General features: G+C 70.5%; 29 protein-coding genes and 2 pseudogenes. 12 read left to right on the top strand and 19 right to left on the bottom strand.

Annotated features, from left to right (window positions below; all coding sequences use genetic code 11):
- Positions 1-51 precede the first annotated feature (51 nt).
- From OG294_RS11815 to OG294_RS11785, 7 genes and pseudogenes are all read right to left on the bottom strand, one after another.
- Positions 52-276 (bottom strand): hypothetical protein, encoded by a 225-nt coding sequence (locus OG294_RS11815; RefSeq protein ID WP_327066438.1) that lies wholly within the window; start codon positions 274-276, stop codon positions 52-54.
- Positions 254-1339: pseudogene (locus OG294_RS11810) on the bottom strand (integrase core domain-containing protein). The gene OG294_RS11815 and the pseudogene OG294_RS11810 overlap by 23 nt, the downstream one beginning before the upstream one ends.
- A gap of 353 nt (positions 1340-1692) precedes the next feature.
- Positions 1693-2043, bottom strand: coding sequence for a hypothetical protein (locus OG294_RS11805; protein WP_327066437.1), 351 nt, complete (start codon positions 2041-2043; stop codon positions 1693-1695).
- Positions 2044-2224: 181 nt separating this feature from the next.
- A complete protein-coding gene (locus OG294_RS11800) occupies positions 2225-2449 on the bottom strand; it encodes a hypothetical protein (RefSeq protein ID WP_327066436.1) in 225 nt (74 codons plus the stop codon).
- 89 nt (positions 2450-2538) lie between these two features.
- Complete coding sequence (locus tag OG294_RS11795; protein WP_327066435.1) at positions 2539-3003, bottom strand: DUF488 domain-containing protein; 465 nt, start codon at positions 3001-3003, stop codon at positions 2539-2541.
- A gap of 2 nt (positions 3004-3005) precedes the next feature.
- A complete protein-coding gene (locus OG294_RS11790) occupies positions 3006-3221 on the bottom strand; it encodes a helix-turn-helix transcriptional regulator (RefSeq protein WP_327066434.1) in 216 nt (71 codons plus the stop codon).
- Between the two features lie 21 nt (positions 3222-3242).
- Entirely contained in the window at positions 3243-3827 is a 585-nt protein-coding gene (locus OG294_RS11785) for a hypothetical protein (protein ID WP_327066433.1), read from the bottom strand.
- A 502-nt stretch (positions 3828-4329) separates the two neighbouring features.
- On the opposite strand from OG294_RS11785, the gene OG294_RS11780 reads away from it, so the two are divergent.
- On the top strand, positions 4330-6585 hold the full coding sequence (locus OG294_RS11780; protein WP_327066432.1) for a hypothetical protein: 2256 nt from the start codon (positions 4330-4332) through the stop codon (positions 6583-6585).
- 1048 nt (positions 6586-7633) lie between these two features.
- On the opposite strand, the gene OG294_RS11775 is transcribed toward OG294_RS11780, so the two are convergent.
- Positions 7634-9883, bottom strand: coding sequence for an MMPL family transporter (locus tag OG294_RS11775; protein WP_327066431.1), 2250 nt, complete (start codon positions 9881-9883; stop codon positions 7634-7636).
- Between the two features lie 280 nt (positions 9884-10163).
- Here OG294_RS11775 and OG294_RS11770 point away from each other — a divergent pair, with 280 nt between their 5' ends.
- Together OG294_RS11770 and OG294_RS11765 are read left to right on the top strand one after the other, a co-directional pair.
- Positions 10164-11399 (top strand): sensor histidine kinase, encoded by a 1236-nt coding sequence (locus tag OG294_RS11770; protein ID WP_327066430.1) that lies wholly within the window; start codon positions 10164-10166, stop codon positions 11397-11399.
- Entirely contained in the window at positions 11396-12097 is a 702-nt protein-coding gene (locus OG294_RS11765; RefSeq protein WP_327066429.1) for a response regulator transcription factor, read from the top strand. Before OG294_RS11770 ends, OG294_RS11765 begins: the two co-directional genes overlap by 4 nt.
- A 98-nt stretch (positions 12098-12195) precedes the next feature.
- On the opposite strand, the gene OG294_RS11760 is transcribed toward OG294_RS11765, so the two are convergent.
- The 3 genes from OG294_RS11760 to OG294_RS11750 form a co-directional block, all read right to left on the bottom strand.
- A complete protein-coding gene (locus tag OG294_RS11760; RefSeq protein ID WP_442789140.1) occupies positions 12196-13368 on the bottom strand; it encodes a serine hydrolase domain-containing protein in 1173 nt (390 codons plus the stop codon).
- Positions 13369-13480: 112 nt separating this feature from the next.
- Positions 13481-14647, bottom strand: a complete 1167-nt coding sequence (locus tag OG294_RS11755) for a serine hydrolase domain-containing protein (RefSeq protein ID WP_442789139.1) — start codon at positions 14645-14647, stop codon at positions 13481-13483.
- 161 nt (positions 14648-14808) lie between these two features.
- Positions 14809-14940: a DUF6192 family protein gene (locus OG294_RS11750; protein WP_327066428.1), complete on the bottom strand. Its 132-nt coding sequence runs from the start codon at positions 14938-14940 to the stop codon at positions 14809-14811.
- A 266-nt stretch (positions 14941-15206) separates the two neighbouring features.
- On the opposite strand from OG294_RS11750, the gene OG294_RS11745 reads away from it, so the two are divergent.
- On the top strand, positions 15207-16025 hold the full coding sequence (locus OG294_RS11745) for an SDR family NAD(P)-dependent oxidoreductase (RefSeq protein ID WP_327066427.1): 819 nt from the start codon (positions 15207-15209) through the stop codon (positions 16023-16025).
- 857 nt (positions 16026-16882) lie between these two features.
- On the opposite strand, the gene OG294_RS11735 is transcribed toward OG294_RS11745, so the two are convergent.
- Positions 16883-17554 (bottom strand): hypothetical protein, encoded by a 672-nt coding sequence (locus OG294_RS11735; protein WP_327066426.1) that lies wholly within the window; start codon positions 17552-17554, stop codon positions 16883-16885.
- Between the two features lie 112 nt (positions 17555-17666).
- Between OG294_RS11735 and OG294_RS11730 the strand changes: the two genes are divergently transcribed.
- The 4 genes from OG294_RS11730 (at position 17667) to OG294_RS11715 (ending at position 19418) form a co-directional block, all read left to right on the top strand.
- Entirely contained in the window at positions 17667-18101 is a 435-nt protein-coding gene (locus tag OG294_RS11730) for an Hsp20/alpha crystallin family protein (RefSeq protein ID WP_327066425.1), read from the top strand.
- A gap of 114 nt (positions 18102-18215) precedes the next feature.
- A complete protein-coding gene (locus OG294_RS11725) occupies positions 18216-18509 on the top strand; it encodes an STAS domain-containing protein (protein WP_327066424.1) in 294 nt (97 codons plus the stop codon).
- 52 nt (positions 18510-18561) lie between these two features.
- Positions 18562-18966: a DUF2267 domain-containing protein gene (locus OG294_RS11720; RefSeq protein ID WP_327066423.1), complete on the top strand. Its 405-nt coding sequence runs from the start codon at positions 18562-18564 to the stop codon at positions 18964-18966.
- A gap of 56 nt (positions 18967-19022) precedes the next feature.
- On the top strand, positions 19023-19418 hold the full coding sequence (locus OG294_RS11715; protein WP_327066422.1) for a DUF2267 domain-containing protein: 396 nt from the start codon (positions 19023-19025) through the stop codon (positions 19416-19418).
- 224 nt (positions 19419-19642) lie between these two features.
- Here OG294_RS11715 and OG294_RS11710 read toward each other — a convergent pair whose 3' ends face one another.
- On the bottom strand, positions 19643-19813 hold the full coding sequence (locus OG294_RS11710; protein WP_327071506.1) for a hydrophobic protein: 171 nt from the start codon (positions 19811-19813) through the stop codon (positions 19643-19645).
- A gap of 128 nt (positions 19814-19941) precedes the next feature.
- Here OG294_RS11710 and OG294_RS11705 point away from each other — a divergent pair, with 128 nt between their 5' ends.
- Positions 19942-20115 carry a CsbD family protein gene (locus tag OG294_RS11705; protein WP_327066421.1) on the top strand — a complete coding sequence of 58 codons (174 nt, stop codon included), beginning with the start codon at positions 19942-19944 and terminating at the stop codon, positions 20113-20115.
- 126 nt (positions 20116-20241) lie between these two features.
- Here the strand turns inward: OG294_RS11705 and OG294_RS11700 are convergent, their stop codons facing one another.
- From OG294_RS11700 to OG294_RS11685, 4 genes are all read right to left on the bottom strand, one after another.
- Entirely contained in the window at positions 20242-20604 is a 363-nt protein-coding gene (locus OG294_RS11700; RefSeq protein WP_327066420.1) for a hypothetical protein, read from the bottom strand.
- A gap of 161 nt (positions 20605-20765) precedes the next feature.
- On the bottom strand, positions 20766-20915 hold the full coding sequence (locus OG294_RS11695; RefSeq protein WP_327066419.1) for an amidohydrolase family protein: 150 nt from the start codon (positions 20913-20915) through the stop codon (positions 20766-20768).
- The gene (locus tag OG294_RS11690) at positions 20912-21739 is read right to left on the bottom strand and encodes an amidohydrolase family protein (protein ID WP_327066418.1); all 828 of its coding nucleotides are present in this window, start codon (positions 21737-21739) and stop codon (positions 20912-20914) included. Before OG294_RS11690 ends, OG294_RS11695 begins: the two co-directional genes overlap by 4 nt.
- Positions 21736-22356 (bottom strand): NAD(P)-dependent oxidoreductase, encoded by a 621-nt coding sequence (locus OG294_RS11685; protein ID WP_327066417.1) that lies wholly within the window; start codon positions 22354-22356, stop codon positions 21736-21738. The genes OG294_RS11690 and OG294_RS11685 overlap by 4 nt, the downstream gene beginning before the upstream one ends.
- A 123-nt stretch (positions 22357-22479) precedes the next feature.
- On the opposite strand from OG294_RS11685, the gene OG294_RS11680 reads away from it, so the two are divergent.
- The 3 genes and pseudogenes from OG294_RS11680 to OG294_RS11670 all read left to right on the top strand — a co-directional run bounded on the left by OG294_RS11680 (position 22480) and on the right by OG294_RS11670 (position 24041).
- Complete coding sequence (locus OG294_RS11680) at positions 22480-23157, top strand: TetR/AcrR family transcriptional regulator (RefSeq protein WP_327066416.1); 678 nt, start codon at positions 22480-22482, stop codon at positions 23155-23157.
- A 186-nt stretch (positions 23158-23343) separates the two neighbouring features.
- A pseudogene (locus OG294_RS11675) lies at positions 23344-23544 on the top strand (hypothetical protein); the annotation flags it as partial.
- Positions 23545-23768: 224 nt separating this feature from the next.
- Positions 23769-24041, top strand: a complete 273-nt coding sequence (locus tag OG294_RS11670) for a hypothetical protein (protein ID WP_327066415.1) — start codon at positions 23769-23771, stop codon at positions 24039-24041.
- A gap of 29 nt (positions 24042-24070) precedes the next feature.
- On the opposite strand, the gene OG294_RS11665 is transcribed toward OG294_RS11670, so the two are convergent.
- Together OG294_RS11665 and OG294_RS11660 are read right to left on the bottom strand one after the other, a co-directional pair.
- Complete coding sequence (locus OG294_RS11665; RefSeq protein ID WP_327066414.1) at positions 24071-24889, bottom strand: alpha/beta fold hydrolase; 819 nt, start codon at positions 24887-24889, stop codon at positions 24071-24073.
- Positions 24890-24891: 2 nt separating this feature from the next.
- Complete coding sequence (locus tag OG294_RS11660) at positions 24892-25710, bottom strand: alpha/beta fold hydrolase (RefSeq protein ID WP_327066413.1); 819 nt, start codon at positions 25708-25710, stop codon at positions 24892-24894.
- Positions 25711-25782 lie beyond the last annotated feature (72 nt).

The raw sequence follows: 25782 nt of genomic DNA, 5'->3' as shown, positions 1-25782 counted from the left end.
TGGAGCGGCCGACCCCGAACAGCAGGCGCAGAAAGGCGGGCCCCAGGTCCGCTACACCCTCGACAAGAGCCAATTGAGTTTCTGGTCAATATGTGTCACGAGCACCTCGGCGCCCTCGGCCTTCGCCGTCGCCCGGATCGCCGGCCAGGTCTCCTTCAGCCAGCCACGCACCGCCTCGGGATCCTGCTCGACGGCCCAGTTGTCCGGACGCTGGAACGGCAGCCTGTGCCGTTCGGGAACTCGTCGCTGCTGGTCAGGCCGCGTATCGGTACCCATTGATGACGCCGCCGAGCACGCGCGGGCGGAGGAGCCGGTGAGCGGCCAGGCCGGCTCTTGGCACCGGGTGCTCCTGGGCGAGGGGAGGGAGCTGTCCCCGAGCCTGGTGTGGGCGATGGCGGTTGTAGTGCCGGGCGTAGGTGTTGAGGACCTGCCGCGCGTGGGTCTCGTTCCATATCAGCAGGTGGTCGGGGGCCTCGCGCCGCAGCGTTCCGATGGCTCGTTCGCAGTGGGCGTTCGCTCGCGGCGCACGAGGCGGCGTCTTGATGACCTCCACGTCCTCAGCCTCGAAGACCGCATCGAAGGACGCGGTGTACTTCGCGTCCCGGTCGCGGATCAGGAAACGCAGTGAGTCGAGCCGGACGTCCAGCTCGACTGCGAGGGTTTCTCGCCTGTTGCACCGCCCAGGGAGCTGTCGGGTGGGCGGTCACTCCGGTGACGTGCAACCGCCGTGTGCCGTGCTCGAGGAACACCAGCGCGTACCCGCTGCGCAGGTCGACCAAGTCGATGTCCACGAAGTCGCAGCGATGAGGCCCTCGGCTTGCGCGGTCAGGAACTCGCGCCACGTCGGCCCACCGCGGCGCGGGGCCGGATCGATGCCCGCCGCCGTCAGGATCTCCCAGACCGTCGTCGCGCCGATCGGATGCCCGAGGCGGACCAGTTCGCCCTGGATCCGACGGTTGCCCCAGCGCGGATTCTCGTTGGCCAGCTGCAACGCCAGCGCCTTCACCGCGCTCGCGGTCGGCGGCCTACCGGGCCTGCCTTGCTGCTTGCTGCAGTCCCACTTCCGGGCGATCAGCCTTCGGTGCCACGCGAGCAGTGTCCCGGGCGTCACCGGAAACACCTGCGCCCACCGGCGCCGGGGGATCAACGACGACAGTGCCGCGAACCACAGCCGGTCTGCCTGCTCGTACCGCACTGGTGCGGTGAGTTGCCTGCGCAGCACCGCGTTCTCATGCCGCAGCACCAGGAGTTCGGCGCCCTTGGCCGTGTCCCGACGCAGCAGTACTGCCGGGAGCGCGAGCAGCTTCCACGCCACCTTGTAGACCAGTAAGACGATCACCCGAACAGGGTTTCAGGAGGTCGTGACGGCTCGCCAGACCCTCCGAGTAGCAGCGATGAGTTTCCGAATGGCACAGGGGGCAGTGGGTGCCGAGCTGGCGGTGGTGGTCGTCGCGGCAGCCGCAGCGCCGGTAGACGCGTCCTCGGTCTCGGTCGGGGGTCGGTGAGTAGCGCATGGTGATCGCCTCGGAGGGTCGAGCGCGCGGGATCTCTAGTGCCTCGTCCGCAGGCGACGATTCCTTGCTCATGGTGTAACCGACCAGGAAGACGAACCAGCCGAGCTGCCGTTGACCAGCCTAGCGGCGGGGTGACCGGTGATGCCGCCACCCCGCCGCCACCTGTACAGGCTGATCGTCAGGCCGTCGACTCCTCTCCCGGCATCGGGTACCGCGGCGCGCCTGGCGGGCGTCCCTCTCCAGCACTCAGTCGCTTGACCTTGGAGTAGTCGCACCCGTCCAGGAATACCACCGAGTCGATGGGGACCCAGGTCGGGACGGAGCCTGGTTCGATCGATTCGGTGTAGGGCTCGTCGGAAAGCACGTGCCTGTACCAGATCGTCATTGAGACCTGCAGCCATTCGAATCCACCCGGCCGCTCCTCGCGAGCGATGAGCTTAGCCAGGACCCGACCGTTACCGTGCGGAAGGCTCACCAGGACCATGCAGCTGTCGGATTCCTCGTGTGCCGGTGAGATCTCCAGGTTCATCGGGTTCCTCCAGGTCTAGCACGGGGCCGTGCCGTTGACGAATGTGGTGATCGCTCGTGCCTCGGGTGTTCCGCAGACATACCTCAGCTCATGCGAGGTCCAGCCGCTTCCGAAGTTCTTTCCTGCGAGGACATCTACGAGGTCTGACATTCCGGCCAGGTTGAAGCTGATCTGCCCGCCACTATCCACGACACGATCGATCACCCTCGACGACGGAGTACTTCCCGAATCGCTTCTCCTCGTCGAGCAACCGGTGCGGGACGGGGAACAGCCGAACAAGCCGCAACTGGTCGGTGTCCAGGCGGATGCCGGCGACGCAGCAGGTTTCCAGGTACTTGTGCGAGACGTCGGGATACGTCTTGACGGTGATCAGGATGCGCGCTCGTTCCCAGCCCGATGCCGACATGGCAGCCCCCTGGTCCGCCTCCTGTCACCATTGGGCGGGCGCGGTGCCGAATGCGCAAGGGTGCCTGTTCGAAGGGGAGTTGAAGTGGATCAGGTCAGGGCGGCGACGGGCAGCGCGGTTCGCTGGTGCAGTTCGGCCAGGACGGCCTGGCGGTGGCAGCGGCTCTCGTCCTGCTCGAAGCACAGCACCGCCACCGAACGCTCGACGGCCAGCTCGGCCAGCTCGGCCAGCTCGGCCAGTTCCTCCAGCTCCCGGCGGGCCGGTTCCGCCGCCAGGCCCTCGTCGACGCGGCCGTCCCAGAACGGCGCCCGATTGTTCTTCGGATTGCCCAGGGAGCGCAGGTGCAGATAGGAGATGTCCGCCTCGGCCAGGGCTGCACTCAGCCGGGTCTTACTGAACCCGGGCTTGCGGCTGATCGGCGTCAGCCGGACATCCGCCACCGCGTCCACACCTGCATCGACCAGCGCCGCAACGAACGAGTCGATCGTTCGGCCCTCGTAACCCGTGGACCACAGGCCCGGCACCGGACCCGCAGCCGCCACCAGCTCGTCCACCGTCACCTCCAGGGCTCGCGCCAGGCCGCGACGGTGAACAGTCCGGGCTGCGCCACGCACTCGGTCTCCAAACGGGACAGTGTGCGCAGGGGTACACCGGCTGTGGAGGCCAACTCGGGGCGGGTCAAGCCGTACGACTCTCGCAGCGCCCGTAGCTGGCGGCCCAGGCGGTGGGCGCGAGCGCGTTGGGTGCTATCGGCGGAGGGGCGACCAGACATGGCGGGAATCCTAACGAGCAGTCAGCTGGAGTCGGTCGCCGCATCCCCGACCGGGTGAAGGCCGTGAGCGACGTTCGGGGCGGCGAAGTCACGGTGTACGTAGATGGTGCTGCGACCGTGCTGCCGAGCGATCACGGATCCGTCGCGGAGCCACTCCTCGAGCCACGGACTGCTTCCGCGCCACGAGCTCTTGTCCGCCTCCCCGATCAGTGGCAGGAATTTGGTCTTGAACATGCCGATCTCGCCTGTCCCGCGAAGCACGTCGAGCAGTTGCGCTTGTGCGCGCCGCTTGTAGAGCTCGCTGGCATTCGGTGACTCCCGAACGCGCACCGACGTCTCACCAAGCTCTATCCCGCGTGCTGCGGCCCAGTTCAAGACGTAGCTGTCGACGGAGGCATCGTCCGTGACACCCAGCATGTGGCCCAGACACCGCAGAATCGCATCCTCGCGCATGGCACTGAGCGTGTGCTCCATGTCCTGGAAGTTGACTCCACCTCCGAATCGGCTTGCATCATGAGCCTTCTGGTGCGCTTCTTCGCGGATCTGCAGGACGTCCCCGATGATGGCCGCAGCGGCCTCTGCGGGTGCGGCAAAGGTCTGTGTCATGAGGCTGACCGTATCGGAGACGTCGACGGCTGTTGCGGCCACCGGACAGGCGAGCCAGGTGTCAGTCCCAGTTCGCCGACGAGCGCCGGCGAGGCGACGCTTACAAGGGTCCGCTTGATCCAGGCAGCGCCCAACAGCGGCGATGGCTTGGTCAACTCGCCTTGATGCGGCGTACCAGCGGGTGGTGACCGGCTGGCCGTCAGGGTGTCGTCTCCCACGGCTCCGCCGAAGGTTGGTTCACCATCCTGTGCCACACGCTGCAGTTCCCCAGCCTCGCCCGTCCGCTCTCCGAGGCTGCGCCACCTGCTGGAGCGGACGGCGACGGACCAGAGCCTTTGCCAGCAGAACCCTGACCGGCGGCTCTGATCTCCATCGTCGAGCGCAGGCTTCCTCGCGTGAGCACCGGGCAGATGTCAACCGCCGTGCTCCACCGCGATGGTTTCCGAGTCACCTGTCGGTGTCCCCGGTTAGGCTCGCAAGCCGAGACCGATAGGGGAGTTACGTGCTCGACAGCTCACTGACCGCCGATGTCCCGCTCGGCCTCTTCGAGGGCGCGCCCGTCACCGTCCACTCGACCAGGGGCAAGAATGCCAAGCTCCACGCCACGGCGACGTGCACCCAGCTTCGCAGCCGCGACATCACGACGACCCAGGTGCCGCTGAACGCGGACACGATCGGCCGGATGTGCTCGCGCTGCGCGCAGTGGGGTGCGTGGGCGCGGCCGGAGACGGGGCTTGGCATCTTCCTGCGGGCGCTCGGCGGTGTCGGGCTGCTGTACCAGCTGCAGAGCTACGCGGGGCCGGACCCCGACGACTGCTGGGAGCAGGACGAGGTCCAGGCCGCCGCCGACCTGCTGCGCATTGAGCCCGTCGAGCCGGCCGCCGCCGCAGGTGGCGAAGGCGAGGACGACGACGAGGAGCCGGACGAGGAGGACTGGGAGGCGCGAGACGAGGCGAAGCGTCTACGGGACAGTGTGCTGTCCACCTGGCGCGCAGCGGCCACGAGCCTCCACCTGGCCCAGGCCGCGGTCGCCGTGTTCCCCTGGCTGGCGCAGTGGGCGGAGCCGAAGCTCGCCGTGAAGCAGCAGTACCTGGAGGCCCTGTGTGCCCAGGCTGCGCTGTTCGTCGACCGCGAAGGGCTCATGGCGGCGGCCGCCGCGGCAGCCATGGAGGAGCCCGAACTTCCCGGTGAGGACGAGGCGTTCAGCGCGATCGGCACCAGTAGGGAAGTCGGCTCACAGCTGAAGGCGCTCTGGAGTGAGTGGCAGGACGAGGCCGGACGCGGCTGGGAGGGGCCCAGCGCGCGGACCTACCTCGCCTACGGCCCCACCCACGGCATCCGCCCCAATCGGAAGGGCTACGCCCAGGCCCGCGCCGCGGTCGACGAACTCGTCGCCTCCTGGGAGAACCTGGCCCGGGACGTGGCCGCGTCCGCGGAGCCCGCCGCGCTGGGGTGGGTGACCGTGCGGCTGCCCGAAGTCAAGGAGGACACCGCGCCGCCCTGGCGCGAGCACGGCTTCCTCGCCGACCTCGACGACTGGACGACCGGCGTCGTGATCACCTACCTCACCGACGCCGACTGGGCGGGCCGTACCCTCTCCCTGCGCGTGCCCCGGCTCATCGCCGACCGGCTCCTGTCCCCCTCCCACCACCTCGACTGCCAAGCCCACCAGGACAGGCCGACCCCCACCACACCCGCACCCTCGGAGAGCCCGATCCGGCCCGGGATCTTCGACGACACCCCGGTCCGAGGGCGCCAGCCGCTCACCGCGGATCATCTGCGCCTGCTGCGTTCGACGCGCACCGCCGCCGCAGACGAGCTGTCCATCGTCTTCTCGACGGACGGCGGTACCGAGGTCCTGCCCCTGCCGGTGATCGAGAAGCGCCTGGCCGGCGGATGGCAGTGCTTCCTCCTCGCCGGTGCCTCGGACCTTCCCGCCGACGTGATCGAACCATGGACCCGCGAGGTCGGCCCCAGGCCCGAAGACCGGGAAAGCCTCTGGCCGCGGTACCCGCGCAGCGCGCACGACCCGCTCTTCGGCGAGGACCTCGGCCTGGCGCAGGGAGCCACACGGGCAGCCTGGCTCGCGTACGAGCACCAGGACGCGGAACGCAACCTGCGTCTGCTCGCTATGGCCCGCGGTGTGCGGGACCTGCGGACACTGGACGGCGGATACGACGACCACGGCCGATCCCGCACCCTTCCCCACCCGGTGTGGCTGGGGCTGCTGGCCCACGCCCAGGACCTGGACCTCGAGCCGTTCGAGGCCCCGGACGCAGACCGCTGGCGCGGCGGTGGCAGCGGCATCCCACTCGGCGTCCTCGCCGACGTACAGGTCTACACGACCAACGCCGACCTCCGGATCCAGGGCAAGGGCCACTCGCCGTTCTGCCCACACTCCAGGGAACGCGGCGTCGTCGCCGACGACGACCTGCTGACCGCCGCCGACCTGCTCGACAACGACGACTACGACTGGTGCAGCAAGTGCCAGGGCTACGCGATTCGCCGCCTGACTGACACCCAGCTGTCCTACTACCGCGCAGCCCACCGGCTCCACGACATCGCCCAGAGCCTCGACCCCGGCCGAGCCGGCCACGGCCGCCTCGACACCGATACGATCACCCGACAGCTCCGCGAACTCGCCGACTGGCGACCGGTCGGCGAAGAGCACTGGTACACCGGCGGAGCGCGGCGCTGGCGGCGCATCGTCCACGAGCTTCAGGCGAAGGCCGAAGCAGCCGGCCGCGACACCCCGTGACAGCCAACCGCACAGCACCCCACACACGACCGCACTGAACAGACATCGATGACCAGCACACCGTCCGACGCCCTGTCACCCCACGCCACCGGCCCCGCGGCTGCTCGCCAGGCTCACCGCGCCCCTCTGGCACGCCGGCTGGATGGAGAACGAACTCTGGGACGAGAGCGACGAGGAGGACGATGAACCAGGCCCCACCTGCCGGGAGTTCTCCCGCCGAAGCCGGCCTCCTCGACGCCTCCATCCACGTTCCCGAACCAGCCCAGGCTCTGCGCCACGACCTGGTCCTGGTCTGCCGCTGTGGGCGGACACCATCCACGACGCGATCGCCGGGCGCTGCCGCCGACGACAGCTGAGTGGCCGTCGGATTGCTTAACTGCAGGTCGTAGGCCGTTTCCGCTTCTGGCGGGAGCGGCCTTTTTGATGTTCTGTCGGCTGGTGGTCGCGGTGTGGTTGCCGGGCCATTCGGCCGGGCGGTGGTGGGTTCGATTTCCTGGGGCGTCTGATGGGTGGCCAGGCGGTGGTGGGGGCGCGGGTGCTGGTGCCAGGGGCGCCGGGCGCGGCAGGTGGGTTCGCCGAGGACTGTGCGGTCGGCGGTGGTGAGGGTCCAGGCGATGGCGTCGACGGCTGCCCGCTCGGCGAGGTGGGTGAGTTCGGCGTAGATGTTCGCGGTGGTGGACAGGGTGCGGTGGCGCGGGGTCTTGGAGATGACCGGGAGGGCCACGGGGGTCGGTGGCGAGGTGGGGGCATCGGGTGCCGAGCTGGCGGTGGTGGTCGTCGCGGCAGCCGCAGCGCCGGTAGACGCGTCCTCGGTCTCGGTTGCCTGAGGGGTTGGGTGAGCAGCGCATGGTGATCGCCTCGGTGGGTCGCGCGCGGGACCCTCCACTCCCGGTCTGCGCTCGCGGGACGACCACTATGCGCGCTGACCTGCTGATCTCCCTTTGATCAGCGACAAACCTCGGACTCCATCACGGCGGCACCACGTGGCAAGTCCGAGCCACCGCCTGACGGCGGCAGCCCGGACCACACCAGGACCTGCATCTGTCTTCTAGGGGTAGTAGGTGTCCTGGTGCTGCGGCGCGGGCCACTGGGACAGGGGCGCCGACTGCGGCGAGTGCGGTGCGTCCGTGCGGTGCCGGCTGGCGGGTCGGGCGGTCGTGCGTCCGGGGCGCAGGGGCCACCACAGGCGGCGGCCGAGGATCGCGGCCAGGGCGGGCACCAGCACGATGGACAGCAGGAACGCGGAGAGCAGGATGCCGAGCGCGGTGGCGAAGCCGATCTGCTGGGTGGAGGGTTGCGGGGTCACCGCGAGGCTGCCGAAGGAGCCGGCCAGGACGAGGCCCGCCGTCGCGATGGCCGGGGCGGTGTGCCGCAGGGCGCGTGCGACCGCGGCCCGGGGCGGCCCGGGGTGTTCCATCTCCTCCCGGATGCGGTCGCTGATCAGGATGTTGTAGTCGGTGCCGAGCGCGACCACGAACAGGAACAGGACCAGCGGCAGCGTGAAGTTGACGCCCGGCTTGTCCATCGCGTGCTGGAACAGCAGGGCGGCCGCGCCGAGGGTGGCCGCGAAGCCGAGGCCGACGGAGAGCATCAGGATCACCGGTGCCAGCAGGCTGCGCAGCAGCAGGAGCAGGATCACGCCGATCAGTACCGCCGCGACCGGGAAGACCAGCCGGAGGTCGTGGTCGACGGCGGTGGAGACGTCGGCGAAGACCGCCGGGGTGCCGCCGACGTGCGCGGTCAGGTCGGCGGGTGTGCTCTGGGCGACGGTTGCGCGGATCGGGCCGGAGACCAGGTCACGGGCCTGCTTCGACTGCGGGTCCGCGGTGAGGAACAGGTCGATCCGCGCGGCCTGCCGGTCCTCGCTCAGGACCGGCTCGGCCACCTGGCCGACGCCGGCGACCCGGGTGAGGTGCTGGGTCAGGCCGTCGAGCGTGCCGGGGGAGAGCGGGCCGGCGTTCTTGGTTTCGACGTAGACGCTGGTCGGGTCGGCCACGCCGGCGGGCAGGGCGCGGGAGATCTCGAGGGCGGTGCTCTGGGACGCGGTGCGGGGGCCGCCGTCCAGGCCGTAGTCCATCTTGATCCCGGCCAGCCCGCCGGCCAGGGCGGCCAGGAGGGCGAGCGAGGCGAGGACCATGGTCAGCGGTCGGCGGGTCACCAGGTCGCCGAACCGGGCCGCGGCGCCCTCGCGGGGTTCGGCCTCGAGGGCGCGGGAGGGCCAGAAGAGCTTGCGTCCGCAGGCTGCGAGCACGGCAGGCATCAGGGTGAGGCTGGCCAGCAGCATGACCAGGACGGAGACCGCGATGGCCGGGCCGAGCACCCGGAACTGGCCGAAGCTGGCGACCCCGAGGGTGGCGAAGGCGGCGACGATGGTCAGCGCGGCCGAGGTGATCGCGGTGCCGACCTTCTGGCTGACCGCGGCGGCGGTGGCGCGGTGGTGGCGATCGGGGTGGGCCCGCAGCTGCTCGCGGAAGCGGAACATCAGGAAGAGGAAGTAGTCGATGCCGATGCCCAGGAGCACCACGGCGATCAGGTCCGGTACGGAGGGGTCGATCTTGATGCCGGTGAGCAGTGCGGTGCCCACGACCGCGCCGCTGGCCGCGCCGCTGATCAGGGTCACCGAGATCAGCGGCAGCAGGGCGGCCAGCACGCTGCGGAACACGAGGATGTGGAGCAGCACGATCAGGGCGAAGGCGCAGGCGCCGGCGACGGTCTTGAGGGTCTTCCCGTCGTCGGTGGAGTCGACCTGGTCGGCGAGTGCGCCGGTGAAGCCGGTTCGCAGGCCCTGGGCGGCGAACTCCGCCCGGGCGTTGTCCCGGAACGCCCGGAAGGTGCTCGCCAGGCCAGGGTCAGCGGAGTTTCCGGTGAGGTTGGCGGAGAGCAGCTCGAAGGTTCCGTCAGGTGCCGTCATGGCCGGACCGACCTGGGGGATCTGCGAGTAGTCCTGCTGGAGGGGCGCCGCGTCCTTGGTCCTGGGCATGGTGACCTTGAGGCGGCTCAGCCGCTGCGCCCCGGCGTCGATCTGCGCCTTGTCCGCGGGAGTCAGGGCCCGGCCCTCGGTCCGCGCGACCAGGATGGTCACCGGGTTGGCGTCCGGCTTCGTTCCGAAGCGGTCGTGGGCGATCTGCATGGCAGCGGCCGAGTCGTAGCTCTTCGGCAGGAAGTCGGCCGTCTGGGTCTGGGTCACCCGGTAGATCAGGGTCTGGCCCAGGACGGTCAGGAGCATTCCCAGGACCGCCCAGACGGCGATCACCTTCCACGGATTCCTGGTGGAGAATCCGGTCAGGGCGCGGATCACGATGTCCTCCGGCTGTGGTGCGTCAGCCGGCGAGTTCCGGCACGTCTTCAGACCATCACGGCGTACCGGGCGCTCTCGTCCGTGCGCGGGAGGAGAACGCCGTCAGGACCTGAGCCCGGTGCACGGCCCTGACCAGGACCAGGGGCCTGGTCGGGGATCGGTCCGGGGCGCCTGCCCGGGGCTGGGAGCCGCTGCGAGAATGGACCGCGAGAACATTCCCCCCCCGAGGATCGCGGGCGAAGGCCGGTGCCGACCGGCCGCAGAAAGGACCACCACCAGCATGTCGACGCACCACCGGCCGCTGCCGCTGCCGCCGTCGCCGAGAGCCGACGGCCTGCCCTGGACGGCCAGTGACGCGCTGCTGGCCGTCGGGGCGGCCGCCCTGGACCTCATCGGCTACACGCTCGGCGGTCCCGACGGAAGCCAGCCGATCGCCCTGACCGCCCTGGTCCTGCTCGTGCTGGCGGCCATGCCGCTGCTCACCAGGCGCCGCTATCCGCTGGCGTCACTGGCGGTCGTGCTGGTCCTCGGCGTGGCACTGAACCTGAGCGGGCCGGTGCCGCACCACTTCAACTGCACGCTGTGCGTCGCGCTGTTCGCCGTGGCCCGCTCCCGCGGCATCGCGGTGGCGGCGCCGGCCGCCCTGGTGGCGGCCGCCGTGCCACTGCTGGGTCGGGGGCATCCGCTGCCCCCGCCGGTGGTGGAGGTGGCGGCCAACGTGCTCGCCGCGGCGCTGGTCATCGTCGCGGCCGTGGTGCTGAAGCGTTGGCAGCAGGAGGTGGAGGTCAGGCGCAGGCTGCTGGCCGACCGTGCGGTGGCGCAGGAACGGCGCCGCATCGCACGGGAGTTGCACGACATCGTGGCCCACCACATCACCACCATGCAGCTGATGGCCGGCGGCGCCAGGGCGAACCTCGGGCGTGACACCGAGGTGGTGCGCGACGCCCTGGTCACGCTGGAGGGCTCCGGGCGGATGGCGCTGCGCGAGATGCGCCAACTGCTCGACGTGCTGCGGGAGGGCGACGCGCCGGGGGAGGCGGACCGGGCGCCGTCCGCGCCGCAGCCCGGTGTCGGGCACCTCGGAGAGCTCGTCGAGGAGTCCCGCAGGGCCGGTCTGCCCACGGAGTTCGCCGTCCTGGGGGAGGAGCGTCCGCTGCCGCCGAGCACCGGCCTGGCGGTGTTCCGGATCGTTCAGGAGTCCCTCACCAACACCCGCAAGCATGCCGGCCGGGCCGAGGCGCGGGTCCGGCTGACGTACCACCCGGACCGGGTCACCGTCGAGGTGTCCGACAACGGCGCCGCCGCGCCGGCCGACACCCTGGTGGGAGCCGTGGCGGGGGCGGGCGGTGCGGCCGGACCGAGGGCGGGCCGCGCCGGGTACGGTCTGATCGGCATGCGCGAACGCGTCGCGCTGCAGGGCGGCAGCATGGTGGCCGGCGCCGTCGACGGGGGTGGCTTCCGGGTTGTGGCCGACCTGCCGGTGGCGCCGGGCGACGGAGAGGAACGGCTCGGATGACGGGTGCCCAGGAGCGGATCAGGGTGCTGATCGCGGACGACCAGCCGCTGGTGCGGCGGGGCCTGGCCCTGATCCTGGCACCGGACCCGGCGTTCGAGGTGGTGGCCGAGGCGGACGACGGGCAGCGGGCGGTCGACCTCGCGCACCGGCACCGGCCGGACGTCGTGGTGATGGACATCCGGATGCCGGTTCTCGACGGGGTCCAGGCGACCGAGCGGATCGTGCGGGAGCTGCCCGCGTGCCGGGTCCTGGCGCTGAGCACCTTCGACATGGACGAGTACGTGGTGGCCGCCCTGCGCGCCGGCGCCTCCGGGTTCCTGCCCAAGGACGTCTCCCCGGAGGAGCTCTCGGCGGCCGTGCGGACCGTGCACACCGGGGAGGCGGCGGTGGCGCCGCGCCTGCTCACCCGGTTGATCTCCGCTTACGTCACCACACCCCGCCTGCCGCAGTCGCCGTCGCCGGTGCTGGTGTCCGACCTGGGTGAACTGACGCCCCGTGAGGTCGAGGTGTGGCGCCTGCTGGCCACCGGCCTCGACAACGCCGAGATCGCTGCGGCGATGGGCATCAGCGTCTCCACGGTCAAGAACTACATCACCAGCATCTTCGCCAAGCTGAGCGTCCGCGACCGCGCCCAGGCGGTGATCGCGGCCTACGAGACCGGCCTGGTGGAGCCCCGGAGCGCGAACCCGGCGGGCTGAAGCGCAGCAGTACTTCGCGGACGGCACCGCGGCCCCCGATCACGGAAGCCGCGGGGCCGTCCGCCCGGTGCCCGGCACCCCGAACGCGCCGGGGCGGGTCAGCGGCAGAGGGCCGCGTCCAGGGCGTCCGCCATGCGCTGCGCGCCGGCGTCGCCGGGGATGGTGGTGACCGTGATGCTGGCGGCACGGCCGTCGTCGGTGACCCCGCCGCGGGAGCGGTAGCCCGGAATGGTCCCGCCATGGCCCCAGAGGAGGCCGCCGCAGGAGAGCGGCTTGCTCTGCAGGCCCAGCCCGTAGCGGACGCCCGGGCCCAGGAGCTCGGCGGGGACGGTGGTGCGCATCTCGGCGAGCTGCGCCGCGGGCAGGAGCCGGCCGCCGAGGAGCGCGGTGAAGAACGAGTTGAGGTCGCTGTTGGTGGAGACGATCGCCCCCGCCGCCCAGGCCATCGAGGGGTCCATCTCGGTGTAGTCGTGGAGCGAGCCGTCGGCGTCCTGGTTGTACCCCTCGGGGTGGGCCTCGTGGATGGTCATGTCCCCCGGGGTGGGGAAGTAGGTGTGGCGCAGGCCGATGCGGTCGATGACGCGCTTGGTGATCTCCTCGCCGACGGGCCGCCCGGTGACCTTCTGGATCAGGAGTCCGGCGACAATGTAGTTGGTGTTGCTGTACTCCCAGCGCGCGCCCGGGGCGAAGCGGGCCTTCTGGGCGAGGGCGCCGTCGAGGAGCTCGCGGGGCTCGAAGTAGCGGTGCTGGATCGTGCTGAAATCCGAGAGCGCGGGGGCGTCCGTGTAGTCGGGCAGTCCGCTGGTGTGCTGGAGCAGTTGGCGGACGGTGATGTTGCGTCCGTCGATGCCGTCGCCGCGCAGCAGGCCGGGGAGGTAGGTGTCGACGGAGGCGTCGAGGCCGATCTTTCCTTCGGCGACGAGCTGGAGGGCGACGACGGCGGTGAAGGTCTTGGTGTTGCTGCCGATCCGGATCTGCCCGTCCACCGGGACCTTGGCCTTGGTGGTGAGGTTGCCGACGCCGGCGGTGTAGTTGTGGGTGCGGCCGTCGCGGCCCTTGACGGTGGCCAGCGCGGCGGGCACGCCGTCGTCCTTCACCAGCGCGTTCAGGCTCGACTGGACGCTGTCCGGCCGGCCGCCCGCGAACGCCGCGGTCGGCGCCAGGGGCGAGGCCGCCACGACGCCGGCGGCCACGGTGGCCACGGCCACCGCCAAGCCGCGCCGGCCCCGATGGCGCAGCTTGGCCCGGTTGTGCTGTACGTGCTCGTTCACGGGGGAACTCCTCTGCTGGAGGGGGAAGTTGGTGGGGGCGGGTTCTGCGCGCAGGCGCGCGCAGAACCCGCTGGTCGTACCGGTGCCGACGCTCAGGCCGGATCGGGTGGGGTCAGTGGCACAGGGCGGAGTCCACTGCGGCCTCCACGCCCTTCCCGGCCGCGTCACCCGGGATCATGGTCACCGCGAGGTTGACGGCGCGGCCGTCGTCGGTGGCGCCCCCGGCGGTGAAGTAGCCCGGAATGGTCCCGCCGTGGCCCCAGAACACGCCTCCGCACGACAGCGGCCTGCTCATCAGGCCCAGCCCGTAGCGGACGCCCGGACCCGCCTCGTCCGCGGGGACGGTGGTGCGCATCTCGGCGAGCTGGGCCGCCGGGAGGAGCCGGCCGCCGAGCAGCGCCGTGTAGAAGCGGACGATGTCGCTGTTGGTGGAGACGACGGCGCCCGCCGCCCAGCCCCAGGACGGGTCGAGCTCGGTGTAGTCGTGGAACGAGCCGTCGGCGTCCTGGTTGTACCCCTCGGGGTGGGCCTCGTGGATGGTCATGTCCCCCGGGGTGGGGAAGTAGGTGTGCCGCAGGCCGATGCGGTCGACGATGCGCTGGTCGACCTCCTCGCCGAGCGGCCGCCCGGTGACCTTCTGGATGATCAGGCCCGCCACCAGGTAGTTGGTGTTGCTGTACTCCCAGCGGGCGCCCGGGGCGAAGTGGGCCTTCTGGGCGAGCGCCGCGTCGAGCAGGTCACGCGGTTCGAAGTACCGCTTCGGATCGGCGAGGATCGCGCCCTTGTCCACGTAGTCGGGCAGTCCGCTGGTGTGCTGGAGCAGTTGGCGGACGGTGATGTTGCGTCCGTCGATGCCGTCGCCGCGCAGCAGGCCGGGGAGGTAGGTGTCGACGGAGGCGTCGAGGCCGATCTTTCCTTCGGCGACGAGCTGGAGGGCGACGACGGCGGTGAAGGTCTTGGTGTTGCTGCCGATCCGGATCTGCCCGTCCACCGGGACCTTGGCCTTGGTGGTGAGGTTGCCGACGCCGGCGGTGTAGTTGTGGGTGCGGCCGTCGCGGCCCTTGACGGTGGCCAGCGCGGCGGGCACGCCGTCGTCCTTCACCAGCGCGTTCAGGCTCGACTGGACGCTGTCCGGCCGGCCGCCCGCGAACGCCGCGGTCGGCGCCAGCGCCGCGACCGTGATGCCCACGGCGGCCACAGCGGTCACGACCGCCGCCGCGCGGTGCCGGCTGCCCCGACGGGAGAGCGGGAAGCGGCTGTGCGGTGCATGCTCGTACACGAAAGGACCCCTCCGATGAATGGTGCCGGTGATTCCCGGCCTTGATCAAGAGGACCATTCGGGGACAGGGGAGTTCGTCCGTACCCAGGACGAAACCGCGCCCGGGAGCAGACTCCGGGAGCCGTCCCCGGCCAGGACCGTACTCCTGGCCACGGGTGCCGCTACTCGCCCCGCAGCAGTGCGGCCGGGCCCTCGTCCAGGCTCGAGTTGCCGGTCGTGACCGCGGACTCCACCCAGTCGGAGGCGTTGCGGACCCGGGACAGGTCGCGGTTGACCGTGTGGGGTTCCAACACTTCCGCACTCGCTCTGACCTGGCTTTGCGTCAGCTGTTCTGATCTTCGTCAGGCGGTGTTGCGGTACGCGTGGACGAGTCCGCCGAGGACGTCGTGGCGAGCTTCCGAACGGCACAGGACCAGCGCCATCTTCTCCATGCGCTGCGCGTGTTCGAGACGCGAACCAATCGACAACCCGGAACAGAGCGCTCGCCTCGACATGCGACCGGGGTGCTTACGTATGATTACCCTGCGTATGTGACATCTTCTTGTGGAGGCTGAGTTCCATGGCGGATCAGCGAGTTGTCGTCGTTACCGGTGGTGGCACAGGAATCGGCGCCGCTACGGCTCGGCTCTTGCGTGAGGCTGGTCATCAGGTGGTCGTTTCCGGGCGTCGGGCCGAGCCCCTGGAGCGGGTCGCGGCGGAGACGGGAGCTCTGGCCTACCCCGCCGATGCGGCGGAACCGGCCGCGGTGCGGGGACTGGTCGAGACGACGGTGGCCACTTTCGGTCGACTGGACGGGGTGGTGCTCAACGCGGGGATCGGGCGCAGTGGGGGAGTGGGTGAGCTTTCGGACGAGGACTGGGAGGCGGTGATGCGCACCAACGTGACCGGCCCCTTCCTGCTCCTGCGCGCAGCGCTCGGGCACTTGTTGCAGGCCCGGGGCTCGGTGGTGGCGGTCGCTTCGGTGTCGGCGTTGCGCAACGGGACGGCCAACGCCGCGTACGCGACCTCCAAGGCCGCGCTGCTCCAGCTGACGCGATCCGTGGCGGTGGACTACGGGGGGCAGGGTGTTCGGGCGAACATCGTGTGTCCCAGCTGGGTGCGCACCGAGATGGCAGACCGGCGGATGAGTCGGTTCGCCGAGGAGACCGGAGGGCCGGGTGATGGCGTCGAGGCGGCCTACCAGGAGGCGACCCGGCTCGTGCCCATGGGCCGCCCCGGAGATCCGCGTGAGGTGGCCGAGACCGTTTCCTGGCTGCTGTCGCCCGCCGCCTCCTTCGTCAACGGAGCGGTACTGACCGTCGACGGTGGTGTCACGGCGCTCGACCCGGGGACCGTTGCGTTCGACTACCACCTCGAACCGCGCAACGCTGGGCGTTGACTTTCGCCCACCCTGTGGGGTTCGGAAAGCGTGGATGCGGCGGTCGGGTGCCCGAGGCGGGCCGGCTCGCCCTGGATCCGCTTGTGGCCCCACCCGGCGTTTTCCCGAGCCAGGCGTAGCACGAGGTTCTTGACCACCGCTGCAGCACCTCGGGGAAGGACAGCAACTTGCGCGCCACCTTGTACAGCATCGAAGCGAGCGCGTGGACATGGTGCCAGCCGAGGTCTCCCTACTCATCCCACCTGTGGCGATGACTTTCCGAGCCCGACAGGATCTCCCTCGACCAGCGGGTGGGGACGTGTCGGGGGGCAGCGCTGACAGCGGTCACCAGGAATGGACTGATCACCAGGGTGGCCCGGTCGGTCGGTCAGTGCGGCAGGACCAGGGAGGGGTGGCCGGCGATGAATGTCGTCCAGGGGGGCGAGGGCCGGCGGTGTTCGCCCGCGCCGTTCACCGGCGACCCGTCACAGCGACCGGGAGGTGGAGAGGGTTGGGGTCAAGTGGCTTGCTCACGGGCGGACTTCTGGCGGAGAGCGGCGGTCCGGGGTGGTTGAACCACCCTGGGGGTGAACCGCCTCCGGGCCTTTTCGATCGTGGATCGGCGGTCTTCGGATGACGAGGTTCTCGCGTGAGGGACGGCATCCGGGGTTGCGCTGTCTCCTTCGGTGTCCGGCGGATCCGTGAGGTGGCTCCAGGGGTGGTCGGCGAGGTGGCGGCGCAGGGTGTCGAGCTTGGTCAGGCAGGCGTCGATCGAGGCGATGGCGTCGCTGGTCTCGGCTCGCGCGCGGGCTCGGGCCTGGGCCAGCTGGTCCTCGATGTGGTGCCAGCGGATCTTGTGGTGGGTGTCGTGGGTGGGGTCAGGCGCGTCGGCGGTTGCTGTCGTGTCGGAGCTCGGCGGTGTGGTTGGTGAGGTCGTCGAGGCGGGTGGTGAGGTCGGGGTGGCCGGCGCGGAGGTGGGGGCGCATGGAGGCAAGGGGCGCGATGAGGTCGGCGGCATCGGGGGCTCCGAGGGCGGTGCGCACGGCGTTCTGGTCCGGTCGGGCTTCGGGTGGCAGGTCGGTGAGGGCGGAGATCTGGGCGGCGAGGACGCGTAGGTCGGCGGCGTTGTCGCGGGCCCAGGCGGTGACGGTGCGCTCGGCGGCCCGGCGGTCGCGTACGGCCTTGACGCGCTCGGCGCCGGTCGCAGTCGTCTGGGGCGCAGTGGGGGCGGGGCGCAGGCGCAGGTAGCGGTTCTCGGCGGCCTGGCGGCTGGCGACGCCCATGGGCTGGGCGAGGTCGGCCCAGGTGGCACCGGTGGCGCGGGCGAACTCCACCAGCCCTGCCTCCCAGCCGGCGAGTTCGGTGCGCAGTTCGCGCAGCAGCACCAGGGCGGCCAGGGCGGGTTCGGGTCCGTCCGCTGTCTCGAGGCCCGTCGGGTGGGTGGGTGCCGGGGTTCGGGTGGTGCGGACGGCGTCGTCTATGGCTGCCAGTGCTGCGGCGGCAGCGAGGAAGGAGACCGGCTCGGTGGGCGGGGTGGGTGTCTCTCGCATCTGTGTCACTCTCTGGGCGACGGTGGAGGTTGTCATCGGATGGATGACATGTTAGAACAGTTTCAGACCAAGCGCACTGGCACCCCTTTGAACCGACTGGAGGTGTTTCGCGATGCTGATGCGCACTGACCCGTTTCGCGAGCTGGACCGTCTGACCCAGCAGTTCCTCGGCAGCACTGGTACCTGGTCGCGTCCGGCCCCGATGCCCTTGGACGCCTACCGCGCCGGCGACGAGTACGTGATCTGCTTCGACCTGCCCGGGGTGGACCCGGATGCGATCGACATCGACGTCGAGCGGAACATGCTGACCGTCAAGGCCGAGCGCCGCCCGCGCCATCAGGGCGAGGGCGTGAAGTGGGAACTCGCGGAGCGCCCCCTCGGGATCTTCTCCCGCCAGGTCATGCTTTCCGACACCCTCGACCCCGAGGGGATCAGCGCCGACTACGACGCCGGCGTGCTGACCCTGAAGATCCCGGTCGCGGAGAAGGCCAAGCCCCGGAAGATCGAGATCAGCCGCAGCGGCGACCGCAAGCAGATCCGGGCCTGACCGAGCAGCCGAAGCCGTTCCGCGCCGCCCGTCCCCCCGGGGCGGCGCGGAACACCCCGCCGACCTCGCACCCTGGCCAGGCGCGGACCGGGCCGATCGGCAGCGGGAGACATCATGCGTGACCGGAGCTCCACTCCCACCGTGGTGAGGCCGAGCGGCGACATCGATTTCGACACCGCCCCCGCGCTGGAGCGCGCCCTGGCCGACGCACTGCGCTCGCACCGCGAGGTCGTGCTCGACCTGTCGGAGGTGACGTTCATGGACTGCGCGGGCCTGAACGTGATCGTCGCGGCCCGCAACCAGGCAGACCGGCACGGTCGGCGGCTGGTCCTGAGCGGCGTCGGCCACCGCGTGGTCCGGCTGCTGAAACTCACCGGCCTGCACCGCCACCTGACCGTCGGGTCCTGACCGAAGTGCCGAGGGCGTTCGCGCCCACCCCGGAAACGGAGGGAGAACCGCGGTGACTCTTCGATGGGAGGCGTTCCTGGACGCGGTCCAGGAACGCGGCGAATACGACACACCCCAGGAAGCCGAGCGGGCCACCCGCGTGGTCCTGGCCCTGCTCGGCGCCCACCTGGTCGGCGAGGTGCGCGCCCATCTCGCGGCCCGCCTGCCCGAGACCCTCGCCCTGATCCTGCTCAACCCCCTGCAGGCCGCCGAACCGCTCACGCCCGACCGGTTCGTGCGCGCCACCGCCGCCTGGATCGAAGGCGCCACCGAGACCACCGCCCTGTGGGACATCGGCGCCGTCCTGTCCACCGCGGCCGACGCCGCAGGCGACGACCTCACCGAACGCATCCTGCTCCAACTGCCCCCCGGCTACGACCTCCTCTTCGGCCGGCCCGCCCCCGGCCAACGCCCCTGACCACCCACGCAGCCCCGCCTCCGGCGGGGCACGGCACGCCCGGAAGGCCAACCGCCATGACATGGCACCACCTCGTCCAACAGGTGCGCGACCTCGGCCGCTATGAGACCGACCAGGAGGCCGAACGCGTCCTGCACACCGTCCTGACCGTCCTCGGCGGCCAGCTCGTCGGCGAGGAACGCTGCGACCTGGCCGCCGCCCTGCCCGAACCGGCCCGCACCACCTTCGCCTCGCAGCTGCCCCTCACCCAACCACTGGACGCCCACACCTTCGTCGACACCGTCGCCGCCACCCTGGGCACCACCACCCACGCCGCCCGCTGGCACACCGGCGCCGTCCTCGCCGCACTCGCCGACCTGGCGGGCGAACCCCTGAACGGCCGCCTCCTGACCCAACTCCCCAACGGCTACGCACTCCTCTTCGGCCGCGCCGATCTCACCGCCGCCGCCTAGTGACGCGTCGGGCAGCCTTTGCGCGGCGGGGCGAAGGCTGCCTGGCGCGGCACCAGCAGAGGCCACACCGGCAGGCCACACCGCAACGGGTCGATGACGGACGTCCCCCGCCGACCACAGGCGGTGGCAGGGCAGGGTCTCCGACCACACCTTCCTGTATCCGGTCATGACGGAGCGGGGCGCGCAGATGGGCGCGCCCCGCTCCGTCATCACCTGGCGAGGTCCTACCAGCGGTACCAGCGTCCGCGGGTGCCGGAGGCACCGGCGCCCCGCGCGACGAATCCCAGCAGCCAGAACACCAGGACGACGATCGCCACCCACCACAGTGCCTTGAGTGCGAAACCGGCACCGAACAGGATCAGGGCCAGAAGAAGAACGAGAAGAAGGGGAACCACTTCGACCTCCACAGTCAGCCAGCGTCGGGGACCGTGTGCCCTGCCCCGGGCCGGATATTCGCAGGAATCCTGCAGGCCCGCCGGGGCAGGCATGGCGTCACCACAACCGCGACGCACAGGAGGCTGACATGAGTGCCGGCGACACGATCGAAAACACCGCGGACAAGGCCATGGGCGCGATCAAGGAAGGCGTCGGCAAGGCGACCGGCAACGAGCGCCTGCAGGCCCAGGGCAAGGCCGACCAGATCAAGGGCGATCTGAAGCAGGTGGGTGAGCACGTCAAGGACGCGTTCGGCCACTGACCCAGGGGCGGGGCGGCCGGTCAAGGGAGGGTCGTCGGCCGCCCCGGCACATGGCCGGGACGGCGGACGCGTGACTCCGGGACGTGGGATGCGAAGCCTGGGCAGCCACTTGGCCTGCCGCGACCATCAGGTGTCGGAGTAGCTGAGGTCTCCGACTGTCCAGCTGCTGACGTCTTCGATGGCGATGCGGTACATGCCGCCCGTGTGGGGCAGCCCGAAGTCGCCCTGCAGGATTTGCGCCCGGTGGAGGTGGAGGTGGGTGGGCCGCGCGGGCGGGCTCTCTCCGGGTGGGGCGAAGAGGGCGGCGAACGGCTTCAGGTGATCCGAGGCCTGGAGGACCTCCGCCACCCGCTCCCACCACAGGGACACCGGGGCGAGCCTGCCGGTGATCACCGCGCCGGGGACCACTACGGTCAAGGACATCTGATTGCTGTGCTCGGACTCGACCATCGCGGCGATGTCGACGAGCAGCCCGTCAGGGTTCGACATGATCCCCAGGATAAGTCACGGTCTCCGGGCCCCTGCCCGCGTTGGGGCCGGGAGACCCCAGCGGGCCACAGGCCTGCCACCGGCTGAGCGGCCGGGCGCCTACCCGTCAGTTCTCCGACGCTCACGCACGGGTGGGCCGCAGCCGGCTCCCGCCTGGGACCTCACAGACGCAGCAGGCGCCGCGCGTTGCCGGAACCGATCTTCTGCCTGTCGGCATCCGAGAGAGCGGTTCGTTCGAGGGCGGCGATGGCCGAAGCGGATGTCTCGTAGGGGTAGTCGATCGCGAACAGGACTGCGTCGGCGCCGATCACGTGGACGAGCGCCTCGACCGCGGCGGGGGACAGGACACCCCGCTCGTGGTGACGACCACATTCGTCCCGAAGTACTCGGACGGCGGCCGTTGCAGCGGGTTCGGGACGGCGAGGGTCGCGTAGCGGGAGTCGAACCTGGAGAGCTGGAAGGGCAGGAACTCGCCCGCGTGGCCGAGGATCATCCTCGCGTCCGGGTGGCGGTCGAAGACCCCTGCCATGATCACGCGCATCGCGTGTCCACCGGTGGTGGCCTGCCAGCTCCAGAGGGCGCCGTCGAGTTCGGGATGCCCGTCGAGGACGTGCCAGCTGTCCGCGGGAGGCATGCCCGGATGCAGATACAAGGGCACGTCGAGCTCGGCCAGCGTCGCCCACAGCCGGTCGAAGGCGGGGTCGTCGAGGTATCTGCCCTGAACGTGGTCGTTGACCAGGGCGCCCTTGAACCCGAGGTGCTCGACGGCGCGGCGCAGTTCGGTCACGGCGGCGCCGGGGTCCTGAAGGGGGAGCGCGGCGAACGCCGCGAACCTGTCGGGGTGGGCGTGGACGATCTCTGCGAGCGAGTCGTTGACGTAGCGGGCGTTGTCCACTGCGCGTTGCGCGTCGGGGTCGGCTTCGATCCCGGGGACGGTGAGGGAGAGCACCTGCATCGCGACGCCGTTCGCGTCCATGTCCGGCAGACGCAGGTCTGCGACGTCGGGAAGCCGCGCCATCACGTGTTCGACGAACGCCGGGTCGATGGTGCCGGGCAGCGTGATCGGCGGCCGACGTTCGGCGAGGCCCGGGACGGCGACGGCCTCTTCGACGGCGATGTAGCCGTTGCCGGTCATCGCGCGTTCCCCACGGGGACGAGGATCGTGGCGCCGTGGGTGGGGCGTTCGGCTTCGTCGAGCATGAGCGCGGCGGCGGTCGCGCGCGAGACGCGGGGCGGCCAGAACGGCTTCGGGTACTTCTCCAGCGGTATGTTGCGGCGGCCGGGGCTGATGCCGCCGACCTGCAGGTCGGGGGCGTGGAAGACGGTCGCCCCGCCGTTGAGGGCGATCGTGTCGGCGGCCGCCTTCTCCGGGAGCTGTCTGCCGATGACCATCTTCATGATCGCCTGGTACATCCCGCCGCCGGCGCCGGCCGAGGTTCCGGAGCCGAGCGCGCCGAGCGCGAGCGTGCGGACCGGCAGGCCGGCGAGCATCTTCGCGCCGGAGAGGAGTGTCCCGGGTTCGTCGCCCGTGCTGATCCCGAGGGCGGAGATCACGACGTCCACGTCGCCGAGGCCGGGGAACGATTCGGGCTTGGTGACGTCGGCCTGCCGGACCTCGACGGCGCCCTGCCCGGGCGGTGCGTAGGCCTGCGGGCTGCGCACCAGCGCGACGACTTCGTGGCCGCGTTCGACGGCCTGCTCGACGATCAGGCGCCCGACTTTGCCGGTGGCGCCGAGTACTGCGACACGCATGAACCGCTCCTCTGGCCGAACAGCTGTTGGTGATGTAAGTGAACAAGTGTTGGTTACGGGTGTCAAGTGCGGCCCCCCACTAGACTGAACAGTCGTTGGCGAACAGGCGGAAGGAGCGGGGCCTTGGAAGACGGCAGGCGGCGGCGCAACCCGCGCGGGCAGGGCGGACTGCTCCGCGACCAGTTGATCGAGGCGACGGCACGTCTGCTCGCGACCATGGACCGTCCGGAGACGCTCACGCTGCGCCAGGTCGCCCGCGAGGTCGGCGTCGCACCCGCGAGCATCTACAGTCACTTCCCCGACCTGACGGCACTCGTCGAGCACGTCCTGAAGCTGCGCTACGACGAACTCGGACGCCTGATGAACGACGCCGCTGCCGCCGCCACGACGCCGCTCGCCGAGCTCGTGGCCAGGTGCGCGGCGTACGTCCACTGGGGCGTCGAGCACCCCGGCGAGTACCGCACGATCATCGGCGGCGCGATGCCCGAACAGCTCGGCCCGCTCAACGCGCACGGCGCCGGCGAGGAGCTGCTCCAAGCTCTCGTCGTCGCGCTCGACCGCGCCGACGAGCGAGATGACGAGCCGGCCACGCCGGAGATGCAGTGGCGGGCCGGACTCGTCCTCTGGACCGGGATGCACGGACTGGTGTCGCTCTACAACAGTCACGGCACCATGCCCTGGCCGGCACTCGACGAACTCCTGGCCCGACTTCTCGGCCTCCACACCGGCTGTCCGGCAGCCACGATCCACGACCTCATCGCGGGCGCCCGAGCCGAAGCGCACACGGCGCGCACGGATTGACCCCCTGACTGTACGTACGTACTTCGACCCCGGCCGGTCCGTGCAACCGAAGCCGGGCCTGCTGCGCGCCGAATGGGATGCGTTCCGCGAGGGCGGGTTCACCACCGTGCGCTCGTTGGAGGAGGCACTCGTCGGCAATGTCCGCAAGGCACTGGCTGACGGCCCGATCGTGGAACGAAGCACAGCATGGCCTGGAGCACTGACGACGCTCCCCGGACCCTCACAGCACGAGGCGGACGAAACCACATGTCTGACACACCGGACGCCACGGTCGCGGCGCGCGGAGCCAGGGCCGTCGGCAAGCGGGAGGCGATCCTGCACGTCGCTGAGCGCCCCTTCGCCCTGAAGGGCTACGACGGCACAACGATGCGGCAAACCGCCGAGGTCGCAGGCATCCAACTCTCGCTCGTCGTCTACCACTTCACCTCGAAGATCGGCCTGTGCACTGCGATCTTCGAGGAGCGGCGGTATGTCAACGACGAACGGCTGGTGCGATTGAAGACGATCTCCGACCTGCACGCCGACGACGCCGTCGAGAAGATCGTCGACGCCTTCACAGGCCCGGTCCTCGCCCTGACGAGGACCCGGACGACATCTGGTTCGCCCACCTCGTGCTGCGGGAGAGCTCCGATTCCTCAAGCCAGGAGCGTCCCGTCATCCGGGAGCACTCCGACCCGCTGGCCCGTGAGTTCATCAAGGCGCTCCAGGTGGCGCTGCCCGGGAAACCCGAAGGTTTCCACCAGTGGGCCTACCTGTTCTCCGTCGGTGCACTCACCCAAATCGCCTCCGACACCCGCATGCTGGCCCCGGCCGGGAACCCCGGTGACGACCACAAGCACGACTGGCTCCGGTCCTGTCTGGTCGCCGCCCTCCGAGACGGCTGAAAGTCTGGAGCCGGCTGCGGTTCATGTGCTCAACGAGTATCAATCGGTTGGAGCCGGATGAAGTCGAGGACGGTCTTCGCGACGGCCGCCGGGTCCTCCAACGGCATCGCATGGCTGAGCCCGGCCATCGTGAGGCAGGAGGCGTTGCGGAGGCGGCGGGCGAGCGCGCGGTTGCGTGCGCGGTACGGGCTGCCCAGGCGCTCGCCCTCGCCGCCGTCGACCAGCAGCACCGGTTGTTCGAGAGTCTCGACGCCCGCGGTACCGCTGTCCCACCCGACCAGTGCCGCGATTTCACGGTCGAAGAAGTACCGGCCACTTGCGACGGATTCGGCCAGGCCTCGGGCGCCGAGGGCGCGGGCGAGCACGTCCCGGTAGCCCGGGCTCATCACGTCGCCCAGGAACAGGTCGAAAGCGCGCTCCAAGTCCCCCTCGTGGGCGGCGGAGATCGCCTGGCCGATCGCCGGATTCCGCGTTTCACCGGCGGCGGGGGGCGCGGCGGGTTCCAGTGCGATCAGCGAGTGCACCAGGTCCGGGTACGCGACGGCCAGGTGCAGCGCGATGCTTGCGCCGCTGGAGTGGCCCACCACGTGCGCGCGGTCGATCCCGGCGCCGTGCAGGACTTCGGCGAGGTGCCTGGCGTGATCGGCGACGGTCAGATGCCCGCTCAGGTCGCGGCTGGCGCCGTAACCCGCGCGGTGCGTGCGCACCACGCGGTGGCCCGGCAGCAGCGCGGCGAGCGGCGCGAACCAATCGGCGCCGAAGGACGCGTGCACCAGCAACACCGGTTCGCCGGCGCCCTCATCCCAGTACACGATGCTCGCGTCGGTGCTCAGATGAGTGGCGGCCACGGTCAGTTGCCCTCGCTGTGGCGGTCGATGAAGGAGCTGACGACCTCGAAGTAGCGCTCCGACTGCTCGATCTCGATCAACTCGCCGGCGTCTTGGAAGACGACCAGCTCCGATGCCGGTATTTCGCGTGCGAGTTCTTCGGACAGCGGCATCGGGGTGCAGTGATTGTTGTCACCGCACAGCACCAGCGTCGGCCGGGTGATCTCGCCGAGGCGGGCCGAGGTGTCGTGGGCCGCGATCATGTCGATCCGCTCGAGGTCGATCTCGCGGTCGCCGGGCCCCGGGTGCATGCTGCTCGCGATCTCGATCCAGTCGGCCACGCGGTCGGGGTGCTCGAAGGTGAACCGCGGCGAGAAGAGGAACAGGGCGTATGCGGAGATGACGTCGAAGCGGTCCCACTCCGCGGCGATCTTGCGCCGGATCTCGAACTCGCGGTGCATGAACGCGTCGAACCGCGCGAACGAGGAGGAGAGCGTGAGCGAGCGGACGAGGTCGGGGCGCTTGAGCGCGAGGTGCTGCGCGATGGCCCCGCCGGTGGAGGCACCCACGATGTGCACCGAGTCCAGGCCGAGGCGCTCGATGAGCGCAAGCATGTCCAGGGCCAGACGGCTGGTGGTGTATCCGGTCTCGGCGCGCGTGCTGCGCCCGGTGCCACGCTGGTCGGGCAGGATCACGAAGTACCGCTCGGCGAAGCGGTCGATCTGCGGTCCCCAGCTGCGCCCGACGCCGCCGAGGCCCGAGATCAGGAGCACCGGCGGATGGGCGGGGTCGCCGTGGGTCTCGTAGTACTGGTCGATGTCCTGCGTGCTGAACGTAGCCATGGTCGTGGCCTTCCCGTTGATTCGGAACAGATCTGCTCCGTTTCGAAATGTACGCCGCGCGCCAGGCGGAAC

Origin of the sequence: Kitasatospora sp. NBC_01302 (genome assembly GCF_035976515.1) — a bacterium.
Taxonomy (GTDB): Bacteria; Actinomycetota; Actinomycetes; order Streptomycetales; family Streptomycetaceae; genus Kitasatospora.
Note: the sequence above shows the minus strand (reverse complement) of the source record. Positions and strands in the feature narration are given on the sequence as shown.